This window comes from Roseibium aestuarii, assembly GCF_008477545.1.
GTDB classification, from domain to species: domain Bacteria; phylum Pseudomonadota; class Alphaproteobacteria; order Rhizobiales; family Stappiaceae; genus Roseibium; species Roseibium aestuarii.
In genome coordinates this window covers 119952-132713 of sequence record NZ_VORA01000001.1, presented here as the reverse complement: position 1 = coordinate 132713, position 12762 = coordinate 119952, and the positions used below count along the sequence as shown (strand labels likewise).

General features: G+C 63.1%; 11 protein-coding genes, 1 tRNA gene and 1 CRISPR repeat array. Of the genes, 1 reads left to right on the top strand and 11 read right to left on the bottom strand.

Going from position 1 to position 12762, the window contains the following annotated elements:
• Positions 1-353 precede the first annotated feature (353 nt).
• From pabB to FR728_RS00590, 5 genes are all read right to left on the bottom strand, one after another.
• Complete coding sequence (gene pabB, locus FR728_RS00610; RefSeq protein WP_149890726.1) at positions 354-2159, bottom strand: aminodeoxychorismate synthase component I; 1806 nt, start codon at positions 2157-2159, stop codon at positions 354-356.
• Positions 2160-2328: 169 nt separating this feature from the next.
• The gene (locus FR728_RS00605) at positions 2329-3795 is read right to left on the bottom strand and encodes a methyl-accepting chemotaxis protein (RefSeq protein ID WP_244304342.1); all 1467 of its coding nucleotides are present in this window, start codon (positions 3793-3795) and stop codon (positions 2329-2331) included.
• 20 nt (positions 3796-3815) lie between these two features.
• Positions 3816-4124 (bottom strand): hypothetical protein, encoded by a 309-nt coding sequence (locus tag FR728_RS00600; RefSeq protein ID WP_149890724.1) that lies wholly within the window; start codon positions 4122-4124, stop codon positions 3816-3818.
• Between the two features lie 304 nt (positions 4125-4428).
• Complete coding sequence (gene msrA / locus FR728_RS00595) at positions 4429-5103, bottom strand: peptide-methionine (S)-S-oxide reductase MsrA (RefSeq protein ID WP_149890723.1); 675 nt, start codon at positions 5101-5103, stop codon at positions 4429-4431.
• Positions 5104-5193: 90 nt separating this feature from the next.
• Positions 5194-5523, bottom strand: coding sequence for a hypothetical protein (locus FR728_RS00590; RefSeq protein ID WP_149890722.1), 330 nt, complete (start codon positions 5521-5523; stop codon positions 5194-5196).
• Positions 5524-5938: 415 nt separating this feature from the next.
• On the opposite strand from FR728_RS00590, the gene FR728_RS00585 reads away from it, so the two are divergent.
• Positions 5939-6028, top strand: a tRNA-Ser gene (locus FR728_RS00585).
• Between the two features lie 662 nt (positions 6029-6690).
• Positions 6691-7176: direct repeats of the CRISPR family, unit length 31 nt; unit sequence GTTTCGATCCACGCCCCCGGGAGGGGGCGAC.
• Positions 7177-7382: 206 nt separating this feature from the next.
• Here the strand turns inward: FR728_RS00585 and cas2 are convergent.
• Genes cas2 through cas5c form a run of 6 tightly spaced genes read right to left on the bottom strand, consistent with a single transcriptional unit; the run spans position 7383 to position 12759 of the window.
• Positions 7383-7673 (bottom strand): CRISPR-associated endonuclease Cas2, encoded by a 291-nt coding sequence (gene cas2, locus FR728_RS00580; protein WP_149890721.1) that lies wholly within the window; start codon positions 7671-7673, stop codon positions 7383-7385.
• Between the two features lie 8 nt (positions 7674-7681).
• On the bottom strand, positions 7682-8716 hold the full coding sequence (gene cas1c, locus FR728_RS00575; RefSeq protein WP_149890720.1) for a type I-C CRISPR-associated endonuclease Cas1c: 1035 nt from the start codon (positions 8714-8716) through the stop codon (positions 7682-7684).
• Positions 8713-9381 (bottom strand): CRISPR-associated protein Cas4, encoded by a 669-nt coding sequence (cas4, locus tag FR728_RS00570; protein ID WP_208998600.1) that lies wholly within the window; start codon positions 9379-9381, stop codon positions 8713-8715. The genes cas1c and cas4 overlap by 4 nt, the downstream gene beginning before the upstream one ends.
• Positions 9382-9383: 2 nt before the next feature.
• Positions 9384-10337 carry a type I-C CRISPR-associated protein Cas7/Csd2 gene (cas7c, locus tag FR728_RS00565; RefSeq protein ID WP_149890719.1) on the bottom strand — a complete coding sequence of 318 codons (954 nt, stop codon included), beginning with the start codon at positions 10335-10337 and terminating at the stop codon, positions 9384-9386.
• Positions 10334-12094 carry a type I-C CRISPR-associated protein Cas8c/Csd1 gene (gene cas8c, locus FR728_RS00560; protein ID WP_149890718.1) on the bottom strand — a complete coding sequence of 587 codons (1761 nt, stop codon included), beginning with the start codon at positions 12092-12094 and terminating at the stop codon, positions 10334-10336. Before cas8c ends, cas7c begins: the two co-directional genes overlap by 4 nt.
• Positions 12091-12759, bottom strand: coding sequence for a type I-C CRISPR-associated protein Cas5c (gene cas5c / locus FR728_RS00555; RefSeq protein ID WP_149890717.1), 669 nt, complete (start codon positions 12757-12759; stop codon positions 12091-12093). Before cas5c ends, cas8c begins: the two co-directional genes overlap by 4 nt.
• Positions 12760-12762 lie beyond the last annotated feature (3 nt).

The window sequence follows — 12762 nt, the reverse complement described above, 5'->3', positions numbered from 1 at the left end:
AAACCGGGGCGGCTTGTTTCTTGCCCTCTCCTTCATTCGGAGGAGAGGAGGCTCGCTCGTGCCGAAGGATGAGGTTGGGAGAGGGTCGCTTCGGCGAGCTGGCTGGCTCCCCGTTGCCATACTCTCGCCCTTCGGTCCTCACCCGACGCGTTGCGTCGACCTCTTCCGGTCCCGGGAGAGGTAACTTGCGCTGTGCCTTCCGGTGAGGAGACAACAGAGGGGCAAGGTTCCAGCTTCCCCCAGCAGGCCCCATAACCTCTCCAAAGTTGGGAGAGGTCGGGCCAACGGCCCGGGTGAGGGTTGAGACCATCCTGCCCGTCCCGGCCTTGAACCGGGACCCGGTATGCGCCAGGCTAGGCCTCGACCATCCGGACCGGGATCAGGCCGCGCACGGAGTTGCCGACATAGATCCGCTCGGCCATCCTGAGGTCTTCCAGCCGCAGGTCCGCTTCCATCGCCCGGCCGCTTTCCAGCAGCGCGGCGCGCAGGGTGCCCGGCAGCAGGCCATGCCGCAGGGCCGGGGTCAGCAGCTTGCCATTACGCAAGACGAACAGGCTGGTGAAGCTGCCTTCGGTCAAGAAGCCGTCCTCATTGAGGAAGAGCACTTCCCTGGCACCTGTCACCGCCGCGACCTGGGTGCGGATCTCGTCATAGAAGGCGCGATTCGTGGTCTTGTGCAGGCGGAAGCGCAGATCGGCCCGGATCGGCTCCGGCGCGATCGCTACCGGCCAGACCTCGTCACCGCGCACCGGATCGAGCGGCGAGGCGGCCACGGCCACCTGTCCTCGCTCGCTCAGGGTCAGGCGCAGGCGCAATGGCGCGGTCCCCTCGGCAATGGCCGCCTCCAGCGCGGTCTCCACCTGTCCCGGATCCAGCGGATAGGCGAAATAAGCAGCCGCATCGGCCAGACGCCGCAGATGCCGTTCCTTCAGCAGGATGCCGGCCTGCGGATCGAAGGCCATGGTCTCCAGCAGATCGAACCGGGGCGTGCTGTCGGCATGGAGGAACTTCAGCTTGAGCTTGCACTCGTCATATTCCGGGGCCGCTCCACTGTCATGGACCACGCCCGAGCCTGTGCCGATCTCGCCGGTGCCGTCGGACCGCAGCACGAGGGTGCGAATGGCCACGTTGAAGCGGAAGTCGCCGGAGGGCTCCACACAGCCGATCGAGCCGGTGTAGACGCCGCGCGGGCTGGTCTCCAGCCGGTCGGCAATCATCATGGCGGAGAGCTTCGGGGCGCCCGTGATCGAGCCACAGGGGAAGAGCCGTTCGATGATCTGCGGGAAGCCAACGCCCTCCACCAGATCGCCTTCCACCGTGGTCGTCATCTGATGCAGGCTGCGATAGCGCTCGACCCGGCAAAGATTCCGCACCCGGACGGTGCCGGGGTGGCTGATGCGGGACAGGTCGTTGCGCATCAGATCGACGATCATGATGTTTTCCGCCCGCTGCTTTTCGCTGGCCGCAAGCTCGCGCGCCAGGCGGTCGTCCTCGCGGCTGTCGCGTCCACGCGGAGCGGTGCCCTTCATGGGACGCGTGCGCAGGGTCTGCCCTTGCCGCTCCAGAAAGAGTTCGGGCGAGAGGGACAGGATGGCCCGGTCCGCGAGGCGGATGAAGGCGGCATGTTCAACCGGCTGCCGGCGCAGCAGGGCGAGAAACTGGCTTTCGGCCAGCCCCTCGTGGCTGAGACGCGCGCGCAGGGTGAAATTGACCTGATAGATGTCGCCACAGGCCAGATGCTTCTGGCACTGCCGGAAGGCCTCGTCATAGGCCGCGCGGTCCATGTCGAACAGCGATTCGGACAGATGCACGGGCGCAGGATCAGCAGGCGCAAGACGGCGTTCCACCGTCGCCAGATCGATCTCCTCGAAGCCGCCATAGACACCGAACCAGCCGAGAAGGTCGTCCTGCCCCGGCGTTCGGACCTGTTCTCTCTTCTGCCAAAGCTGACGGAGCTTGTCCTCGAAGGCATAGCCCAGCTCATAGGCCAGGAACCCGGCCAGATGACCGCCGGCGCGACGCGCCGCCTCGACATCGGCCAGAAACGCCGGCACGTCGGACAGGGAGCGGCATTCCAGAATGCGTTCCGGCGCCGTGTAGAGCCTGCCCTTGCGGGTGCCCAATGCATCCAGAAGCAGAACTGAGTTGTCTTGCAGCAAGGAAACGCCTGTGGAGTTCAAAGGGACGCAGCGGCGGAGGCCGCCCCTCTCAAGGCCAAGGCGTTTGGCAGGCAGCGCCCGCTACGTCAAGACAGGAAAGCCGGGACCAACGGAAAAGGCCGTCCCGAAGAACAGGACGGCCTTTCATGGTCAGCAGTGCAGCGCCCGATCAGGCCGCCACATCGCGCAGGAAGGCATCCACCGCCGCTCGCATGCGTTCGGCTTCCTGCTCGAGCTCCTCGGCCGCATGGGCCACGCTGGAGGCGGAGGACTCGGTGGTGGCCGCCGCATCGGTGAGACCGCCGACACTGTTGGCCACGACACCGGTGCCGTTTGCCGCCTCTGCCACATTGCGGGAGATCTCGTTGGTGGCCGAGCCCTGCTCTTCCACCGCGGCTGCGATGGTGTTGGTGTAGTTGTTGACCTCGTTCATGGTCGACGCGATGGCCGCAATGGCCTCGACGGCCGCCTTGGTCTCGTTCTGGATCGCCGTGATCTGGGCGCCGATTTCCTCGGTTGCCTTCGACGTCTGGTTCGCCAGTTCCTTCACTTCGGCCGCCACGACCGCGAAGCCCTTGCCTGCTTCACCTGCACGGGCTGCCTCGATGGTGGCGTTCAGGGCCAGAAGGTTGGTCTGTTCGGCAATGGCCTGGATCAGGGTCACCACCTCGCCGATGCGGTTGGCGGATTCCGCCAGACCGGCAACGCGCTTGTTGCTGGTCTGGGCCCCTTCCGTGGCATGGGCCACGATGCGGGTGGTTTCTTCCACCTGCCGGGTGATCTCGTTGATGGAAGCGGAGAGTTCTTCCGCCGCGCTGGCAACCGTCTGCACGTTGTGAGACGCGGTTTCCGCGGCTCCCGAGGCCTCAGCCGCACGGCCCGAGGTATCCTGTGCCACACCGCCCAGCTTGTGGGAGGCATCGCGCATTTCGCGGACCTGGAAGGTGACCGTATCCAGCTTCTCGGCAATCTCGTTGCGGAAGACGGCGATACGCTCGCGCACGGTTTCCTGACGTGCTGCATCTTCCTGCATGCGGGCCCTTTCGGCATCCTGCATGCGAGCGGCCTCAATGTTGGCTTCTTCCGCTTCTTCCTGGGCCTTCGTCACACCGAGGAAGGCACGCTCGAGCTGGGTGACGATCCACAGGAGGATTGCGGCTTCGACCACAACAATCACGGCGTGCAGAACGACACGGGAGAAATCCGATCCCCCAGGGAAGAGCGCCCAGGGAAGGGCGAAATTGAGGGTCAGGTGATGGACGGCAACCACGGCGGAGTAGGCCACGATCGCGCGCCAGTCGACCCAGCCGCTCAGCACCGCCATGACGGCGAAGAAATACATGTGAGCGTCGATCTGGAACGACGTGGCTCCGTCTTCGGTGACCATGGATGCAACCACGAGGCCGACGAGAGCTGCAAGAGTGATCGCGGTCGCGATACGGGTTTCGCTTCCCGTGCCGAATTTCACCCAGGTGCCCGTGGCCGCCGCTCCGAGCAGCAGGGCCGCACCGGAAAGCACCACGCCGGGGGCCTCGGGATGCCACCAGCTGCTGGCCATGACCAGAAGCACGTTCCCCCAGATGAAATAGATGATGTAATTGGCAAAAAAGGACCGCAGTGCGTCCAGTCTGTTCAACTTCGTCTCTTGCATTCCGTCTACCTCCCCCGCTCACCGGAGAACATGGTGGCGCAGCTTTGCCAGACCCGGGCGGACACAACCGCGATCGCGCCCGCGGCATAGAAACGTCCAACCCCCGTGCCTGCCCCGCCCTGCGAGATGGCAACACGCCCGCCCGCGCTTGTGGACACGATCCGTCCGCCCGCCTGGGCGACGACTTCCGCCGCCAGCCCGCTCCAGGGGGCGGAGATCACGGCAACGGCTTCACCCCGCCCCGGCTGCACCGCGGCGACGATCAGCAGCAGGCAGGCTGCGCTGAAATAGGTCGCTATGAAGCTCCGGGACATGATTGGTCGGCCTTGCTGCTTATTTCGTGCAGCTTCGGAGAATGCACCTTTACCTTTAATAATTTCTGAGGATCGACCGGACCCTGTTCTACGTAAAAATGCGATGTCTGAATTTATACATATGATCTGGAACAAAAAAATCGCCCCAAAGAGCGGCTCCCGGGGCGATTTTTTGTGCCGGATTATCAGACCCGAAGGTCATGCAGGGTTTCGCCTGCAAATTTCGGAGCGAAGATCTTGCAACCTTTCGACTATCCCTGCGGCAACCCGTCGCGCTCATGGCGCAGACCGGAGACGTCCACCTCTATCCCTGGGGCGTGGCAGGCAAGGCCGGGCAGCTGACGCCCGTTCCGCCGAGACCGCAATAGCCGCCGGGGTTCTTGGCCAGATATTGCTGGTGGTATTCCTCTGCGAAAAAGACCTCGTCGAGATTGCGCGTTCCGATTTCCGTCGTGATCCCCGCCCGGTGGCCAGCAGCCTTCAGGGCCTCGTCGTAAAGTTCCCGGGAGGCGTTGACCGCGGCGAGATCCGACCGGTCCTGCACATAGATCGCCGAGCGATACTGAGTGCCGGTGTCATTGCCCTGGCGCATGCCCTGGGTGGGATCATGGCCCTGCCAGAAGACCTGGAGCAGGCGGTCAAGCGACACGCGCGCCGGATCATAGACCACGAGCACCACTTCCGTGTGCCCGGTGCGGCCCGTGCAGGTTTCCTGATAGGTCGGATTGGGGGTGAAGCCACCTGCATAGCCAACGGCGGTGACCCAGACCCCGTCCAGCTGCCAGAAGAGCCGCTCGGCGCCCCAGAAGCAGCCCAGCCCCACGACAAGGGTCTTGAACCCGTCCGGATAGGGACCCTTCAGCGGGCGGCCGGAGACGAAGTGGCCAGCGCCCGGATCGATGGCCTGCGCGCGGCCGGGCAGCGCCTCCTCCGGCGACACCATCGAGAATTTCTTCATGAGCATGGTCATGAACGACATGCGTCCCTCCTTGCGATCCTGCAGCGGATCCAGCCTCCTTATCTAGGCCGGAGGCGGGACCGCTTCAAGCGGAGGGTGCGCGGGACGCGATCACACGTAGGAGAGGGTGCGCGACGCCCGTGGCCATCCCGCCCAGAGAAGCAGTGCTCCGGCCAGAGCGAAGACAAGGCTGAGAGGCGCCAGCGCCAGAAGATCAAGCGAGCTGCTCATGGCCGGCCCATCCAGAGGGGCTGCGCCATCAATCGAGGCAACGCGGGTGAAAGGCTGACCGCCAACCATCAGCCAGAACTCGCCGAAGGTGGTGAAAACCATGTCCGAGCGGGCAATCATCTTGCTGCCGTCCACCACGGCGGTGACCAGCGCCGCAGCGACCGCAGCGCAGCCGGACAGACGGGCCAGAAAACGCACAAGACCAAACATCCAGAACTCCCTGGAAGGCTCTCCCGATACCGGGCGCCCTCCCTTCCTCAAAAATCACTTTGCCCCGACCGGGGCCGCAACATCGTTCCTGCTGTGTCGCCTTGACGTCCGAGACAGCGCCGGATCGCCATTCCGCGGACAAATGCGTCCTCCGGGATCCGGGCCGTCGGGCCGTGCAACAAGGGACACACTAGACGCAGCAAAGGGTTGCAACGAAATGAACGTCACGTGACCGGAACGGTTCCAGACTGACGTTAGGTGAGTTTGCAACTTTTGAAATGGCGGATTTCCGCGGTTTTTTCAACCTATCCACAAGCCCGGGAGCCGCATTCAAAAAAATGCGAAACGCGGCTTGCCATGCGGAGAACGCCGAGTATATTGCGCCACCTGAGGGCGGTGATCAACCGCTCCCGACGGACAGGTGGCCGAGTGGTTGAAGGCGCACGCCTGGAACGCGTGTATACGGGCAACCGTATCGAGGGTTCGAATCCCTCTCTGTCCGCCATATCTCTTTTAAGTCTTTGATTTTATCAGGCTTTTTCGGTCGCTGTTTTCCGGCCCCACACTCAGCCCCACACGACGATTGCTCCTCCACATGCCCGGAACACGGTCACAACCCTCGTGATCTTTTTCGTTGCACTGCGTCTCGCGCAATGTCGCCTTCGATACCGTGAAGGCGAAGGTCAGGGATCACGCGCGCAACCGTCTGCATGACGGCATGCCGTCGCACGGCTCTGGCTAGACTGGAAGCAAGAAGCAGGTTGCCTGTCCGCTATGACGCGATGCTTCAGGAAATATCGCGCGCGCCCTGACCGGCCGACAATTTCCAACACATCACTGTAGAGCCCATCGTCACCGAAACACATGTTGGTCCGGGGCTGATTTCCGTTTTCGAAGACCCTTGAAAAGGATCATGCCACTTGTGCAGGCTTGCGGCCTGGCTTGCTGAACATCTCGATAGAGTCGCGTGCACTGGACCCGCCTCGACCCGGGAGGGGCGACGCCAAAGACACTGGATGTGGGCACGCCGATCAGGTTTCGATCCACGCCCCCCGGGAGGGGGCGACAGCCTTCGGCGTCACGACACGCACCATCTACCGCTGGTTTCGATCCACGCCCCGGGAGGGGGCGACGCACGCCGCCAGCCCCGGCAAGGGTCAGCGCGCCGTTTCGATCCACGCCCCCGGGAGGGGGCGACCCAGAGGCAAAGCCGACGCCGAGCAGACCGCCGAGTTTCGATCCACGCCCCCGGGAGGGGGCGACTGGTAGGTGTACGTCACGCCCGGCTCGCAGGACTGGTTTCGATCCACACCCCCGGGAGGGGGCGACCCGCCCGACAGATCCAGCTGCGCCCCCCGGCGCCCGTTTCGATCCACGCCCCCGGGAGGGGGCGACTTCCCCGGCAGGGCCGAGCCCTCGGGCAGCCTGCGTTTCGATCCACGCCCCCGGGAGGGGGCGACCTTTTGAAATGCAGGAAACGGTTGAAATGCTCATGTTTCGATCCACGCCCCCGGGAGGGGGCGACGTGGTGTGCGCCGAGTTGGACCGATCCACAACCGTTTCGATCCACGCCCCCGGGAGGGGGCGACAGCAGCCTGAGACCACGCATCTGTCACCGTAATGTTTCGATCCACGCCCCCGGGAGGGGGCGACTGTGTCACGCTAACACGTTGATCAGGCGACATGAACCGCCATGCCAGCGCGAACCCTGACAACATGCTTGCCCATGCCTCCGGCCCGAAGACCCGAGATTCGACAAAGAGCTGTCTTTTCAAAGAGCTGGCCAGATCGCGACCCTGCCGGGCCTTTCCGGCACGCTTGACGTTCGCGCGGCGTGGCACACGCCACCGCCGGCGCCTTCACACGATCAATGTTCCACCCAGATCGGTCGCGGGCTTGGCGCCAACGTGCTCCACCCGACGCTGCCAGTTTGCGCCGAGGTGATAGTAGCGCAGACTGTCATGGGCGGGATCGATCACCCGTTCGAGGCGGGCTTTCAGTTTCGTCCATTGTGCCGGATCGACCTCGATCTCGAAGACGGAATACTGCACCCTCTGACCATAGTCGCGGCAGGCCTTGGCCACCGCGCGAAGGCGACGGGCACCGTCCCCTTCCGACGTCCGGACATCATATGTCACAAGCACCAGCATCTGCGCTCCTATTTCCAGAACCACGGCGGATAGGCGTCCATGTCGCCGCGCAGGTGCCCCGCCAGCATCTGCGCCTGCAGATAGGGCACAAGCCCCAGGGGTGCCTTCTCGCCGAGGAACAAATGCTGTCGCTCCTCGCGCTTGCGCTCCTGCCAGGCGGTCAGAACCGTCTTGCGAGCGTCGTCGCTCAGAAAAACCGCGCCCCCGTCCTTCGTCTCGAAGTCGGACGCCCTGAGCTGACGGCGGTTGAACAGGGACAGGGCCAGCCGATCGGCCAGAACCGGACGCAGCTCCTCCATGAGATCGAGCGCGAGGCTGGGGCGGCCGGGCCGGTCCCGGTGAAGAAACCCCACCGCCGGATCCAGACCCACGCTTTCGCAGGCAGCCCGGCAATCATGGGTCAGAAACGTGTAGAGAAAGGACAGAACCGCATTGACCGGATCAAGCGGCGGACGACGGCTGCGCCCACGCCAGCAGATTTCCGGGTCCGGCGAGCGGATCAGATGATCGAAGACGGAGAAATAGAGATTGGCTGCCTCCCCTTCCGACCCGCGCATTCGGTCCAGGGTTTCGTCCGTCGCCTCCACCCGGCGGGCGATCATGGCCATCCGGTCGGCCGCGTGGGTGATTTCGCTCAGAACCTGCTCGGAATACTCGGTCCGGTAATCCCGCAAGGCACGCAGCAACACGGCGCGCTGGTTGACGATCTTGGCCGTCACGATGGACCGGACAATCTCCTCCGGTGCATCCGACGCCTGATACTGCGCCCGCCGCAGGAGCACGTTGCCCGACACCGGACCTTCGACCCGGGCCAGAAACCGGCCGTTCCGCTCCAGAAAAACCAGAGTGATTCCGGCGGCGGCGCAGGCCCCCATCAAGGCCGGAGACGCATAGACCGCGCCAAAGGCAACAACGGAGGCCAGCATGTGCAGGGGCACACGGGCCTTCTCGACACCTTCCACATCCGCCACCAGGTTTTCGCCATCCTTGCGCAAGGCGGAACCTTCGGTGGTGATATAGACCGTGTTCAGCAGCTTCTTCATGGCGCTTCCGCCTCAAGGGCTCCGTTCAGCATCCGCCGACGCCAGGCCTTCACCGGGCGGGAGACCGTTTCGGGGCGGCAAAGTTCCTTCAGCGAGCAGGCCCGGCACCGGGATGTCTGGAGAGTCGGGCCCGGGGTTTGCCGGGATCGGAAAACAGCGGCAAGGGAGGCCACCGTCGCCTCGGTCAGTTGCCGAAGGTCCCTGTCGCAGGGCACGCTCACCCTGCGGCGTGTCTCGGCGTAGAACAGCACGCCGTGCGGCACGGTCAGACCGGTCATTTCCTCAAGGCAAAACCCTTGAGCGCATAGTTGCACCTCGTCGGCCCGGTGCAGCTTCGGCTTTCCGCGCTTGTACTCCACCGGACAGGGGATTTCGTCATCCGGCCAGCCGGGAAACTCGACCACATCCGCAACGCCAGCGAGATTGAGACGCTTGCAGGCGAGCGGCAGAGCCATGACGCGGCGCACACCGCGCGCCTTGCGGCTGCCGCCCTTGTCGGCCACGGCATGGAGAACGTCGCCCTCGGCCGTGAAACGGTTGTCCGCCCACAACCGCTCCAGATGGATCAGGGCCGCCTGTCGCAGGCAATAGACCGCATGCTGCAGGGCCGAGAGGGGGATGGCCTCCCCTCCCGCAGTCTCAGAACCTGGGGCCCAGTCCGGCACGCCTAGAACTTCTCGATGATCTCGACACCTTCCGGGCAGTTGTCCCGGTCGATTTCGATGATGTAATCGGAGAATTTCCGGGCCGGAGGCTCGTTGCCGATCCGCTTGTCATCAACGGCGCGGAACTCACCGTCAACGTTGCGCCCGATGCGAACCAGATCAAACAGCTTGTGCGCAGGTGCATTGCCCAGGGCATTGGCGTGCTTGAACACGACCAGCTTGCGGGTCGCCATTTCGCCACGGGCGGCCGCATGATCATGCTCGAACATCATTTCGAGAGCCTGCCAGAACAATTCGAGATCCCCTTCGGAAAATCCTGTTCGCTCGGCAAACTTCGCAGAGATGAAGCCATGAGCGACATACAGGCCGTAGGGCACGATGTGCTTGCGTCCCATGGTCCGGTTGTCGGTCCGATCATTGCTGTCGTCACCTTCCGCCTTCTGCTTCCGTTCCACTTCGTTGGTCGCGGCCATGCGGGTAATCGAGATTTCCAGAGGCAGGATCGGCTCGACGGATGTGGCAAAGGCCATCTGCACCGGGCCCTTGACCTGACCGCAGTTGATTCCCGTCGACATGACCGCACCGAATGTGCGCACATCAAAGAAATTGGCGCACATGAAGTCCTTCAGCTTCGCCGCTTCAGTGTCGTCCTTCGGGTTCAGCTTGGCTGCCTTGTCCAGCTTGGAATCGTCCGGATAAAGCGCCTTGTACGCCTGCCGATGCTTCTCGTTCAGGATCGAGCCTTCCTCGACATAGATGTGAAAGCCATCCTGTCGTTCCCTGGCCAGCTCCACATAGTTCCGGATCTTGCGCTTCAGGCTGACATCAGTGACCAGCCCCCGGTTGGTCTCCGGATCGAGCCTCGGCATGTTGCCTGCATCCGGGTCCCCGTTCGGATTTCCATTCGTGACCTCGAAAACGAGGGCAAAATCATAACGGTTGGAAATTGCGGTCATTGGCTGGCCTCCCCGGCATCAGAGCTAGTATCCTCTGACTTTCGATAATTAAACTGATGGTAGTATCCGATAGAAAACTTCCCCTGATCCGAAAGAGACAACGACTTCGGAAACTCAGTCGGAAGTAAATTCATAATTTCAGCAATCTGACCTGAGAAAAATCTCTCAAGCTTACGCGTATTTTCATTCTTCTCTGCCTTACTTCTATGATGAAGATTGAGCTTTAAAAGCAGCGGAAAAACTGTTCTCGGTGTTGCGGAAGCAGCTCCAAAGTACCGATCCCGTATCGTCGCATTCACCTTTCCCAGCGCCAGAAGCTGAATTTTCTCAAGTACTGCAAACAGACGCCCGAGGACGTAAGCAGGATCAGGGTTTTGTGTGTCCAGTGCCACGGGAGCCTCCCAGTTGAAATTTCGGACGAGATTGGCTTTCAGAATGCCGGCGCGGAGCGCGTTGATCTCGCCGTCGGCGCGGAGGCGCGTCAGAACGGCGGAGAGAAGCGAAAGCGGATACCGCCCTCCGCTCAGGATCGAGCGCATCCATTCCCCTGCCAGATTGGGCGGAACGTTCTCTCCCTTCCCCAGCACCGCCGTCTCGCGCAGATAGCGCCAGAGCGGCGGATAGCCGTCGCGCGGCGGCGGATCTATGCGCATGTCGGAGATGAAGCACTGATAATGGCGTGTCAGCTCGCCAAAGCTGTTCTCAAAGTAGAACCTGACCGACAGCCGAGCGGCATTGGGCGCAAGGCCGAGCACGAAGAACCGGATTTCCCCATCCAGCTGGACGCCGAGATCCTGAAGATGGTCGCCCTTGCGGATACGCTCCAGAAGAATGCCGATTTCCTTGACGGCATTCTCTTCTTCCGCTGCAGGATCCGTGTCGAAATACCCCGCAAACAGCTGCTCGGCCATTTCCTCCACCTGATGCGCAGCCCCGCCAAGACCAGATGCATCGGCCCAGAAGACGGTGGACGCATCCCCGATCTGGAGACGGTGGCCGCTGCCCTTTTCCAGGAAGCGGTTCAGTGCCGTGGTGTATCTGAAGGCGGCATCCTCCGAGACCGGAGCGTTGTCGCCCTGCTCGTGCCCATAGGAAGTGAAGGCGTCGAGATTGAAGGAGACCAGGGCCGCACCGGACGACTGAGCGCCCCAGACCCCCTTGATGGAGGGATGAAGCCGGGCCACAGGACCGTGTCGACCCGACACAAGGCAGATCTGCCCGGACCTGTCCCCAGCGGCCCCAGCGGCTGCCCAGAGTGCCTGGGCCGCTGCCCGATCATGAAGATAAACATGGATCAACCGCTCGTCTTCCAGGGCGAAGATCACGTTCTGATCCTTCATCTCCTCCGGCCATTCGAGCTGGGAAAACCTATCGGGGGTCCAGTCCCCCAAAAACTGAAGCAACGCCTTGAGGCCAGTGTCCTCAGTTCCCGAAAGCAAAGCCTGATGATGCTCGACGAAGGCCGCATGCTCGGCTTGCGTGCGCTTGCCCTCCCCCGCCGTCACGCCAAGCACATAGGATGTCTTGTCCCAGAAGGTGTTGGGCGAGATCCCGGCCGTGCGCTTGACCGGATGGGGCACCAGCATCTGTCTCGGCACAGGCTTCTTCCCGCTCGTGTCGCGCAGGTCGGTCACGTGGGCAACGGAGCCGTCTTCGTTCAGGGAAATGCAGAAGCCGACCTTCTCCGAAGAGAAGCCGGACGGCGGGGCGTCGGGGAGCCGGTCATAGGCCCGCGCAAGAGAAGACAGGACGCTCATCGCAGCACCTCCGCCGAGCCGGGCTGTGGAATCCGGACCACGCCCTTGTCGAGCTGAGCCCGAAAGAACATGGACGGTCGCCCCGGTGCCTGATGATCGATGTCCCAGAGCATGAAGCCAAGGTCACGGGTCTCTGAGACCGTCTCCGGCAAGGGGGCCTCGGCAGGGATCAGCTCGAAATGTGCCGCAAACTCCCGCGTGCCCAGACAGGGCTGGTGAAAGCACTGGCCCCGCTCGGCCCGCCGGTTGAAGATGTCGAGATGCTTGCCCTCGTTGTCGTCGGCACCGGCCTTTTCCGTCAGCTCGAAATGCGCCTCGATCACATAGGCCGGCCTGACCAGAACGGTCGCGGCGCGCTGCTGCCGGTCCTCGTCCACCAGCACCTGCAGCCCACCCAGATCGCCGCGCTTCATGGCGGTCCTGATCTTGCCCGCAGGCGCCTTGGACCCGACCTCGTTGCGGCGGATCGACTGAAACCGGATCGGCTCCAGCACATGAATGGCGTCGATCACCCAGCGGATCGCCGGCTTCCAATGGATCGCCTCCAGGATGCCCCGCGCCGCCGAGGGCGTCATGACATCATAGGAGACCCTCTCCACCTTCATTTCCGGACGGGTGAAGCAACCGTGGTCTCCCCAGACCTTCAGTCGGATTCCATATGACAAACC

Excerpts from the sequence above, each read along its gene's own strand:
- FR728_RS00600 (WP_149890724.1), bottom strand. The coding sequence starts at position 4,124 with ATGTCCCGGAGCTTCATAGCGACCTATTTCAGCGCAGCCTGCCTGCTG.
- msrA (WP_149890723.1), bottom strand. The coding sequence starts at position 5,103 with ATGTCGTTCATGACCATGCTCATGAAGAAATTCTCGATGGTGTCGCCG.
- FR728_RS00590 (WP_149890722.1), bottom strand. The coding sequence starts at position 5,523 with ATGTTTGGTCTTGTGCGTTTTCTGGCCCGTCTGTCCGGCTGCGCTGCG.
- cas2 (WP_149890721.1), bottom strand. The coding sequence starts at position 7,673 with ATGCTGGTGCTTGTGACATATGATGTCCGGACGTCGGAAGGGGACGGT.
- cas1c (WP_149890720.1), bottom strand. The coding sequence starts at position 8,716 with ATGAAGAAGCTGCTGAACACGGTCTATATCACCACCGAAGGTTCCGCC.
- cas7c (WP_149890719.1), bottom strand. The coding sequence starts at position 10,337 with ATGACCGCAATTTCCAACCGTTATGATTTTGCCCTCGTTTTCGAGGTC.
- cas8c (WP_149890718.1), bottom strand. The coding sequence starts at position 12,094 with ATGAGCGTCCTGTCTTCTCTTGCGCGGGCCTATGACCGGCTCCCCGAC.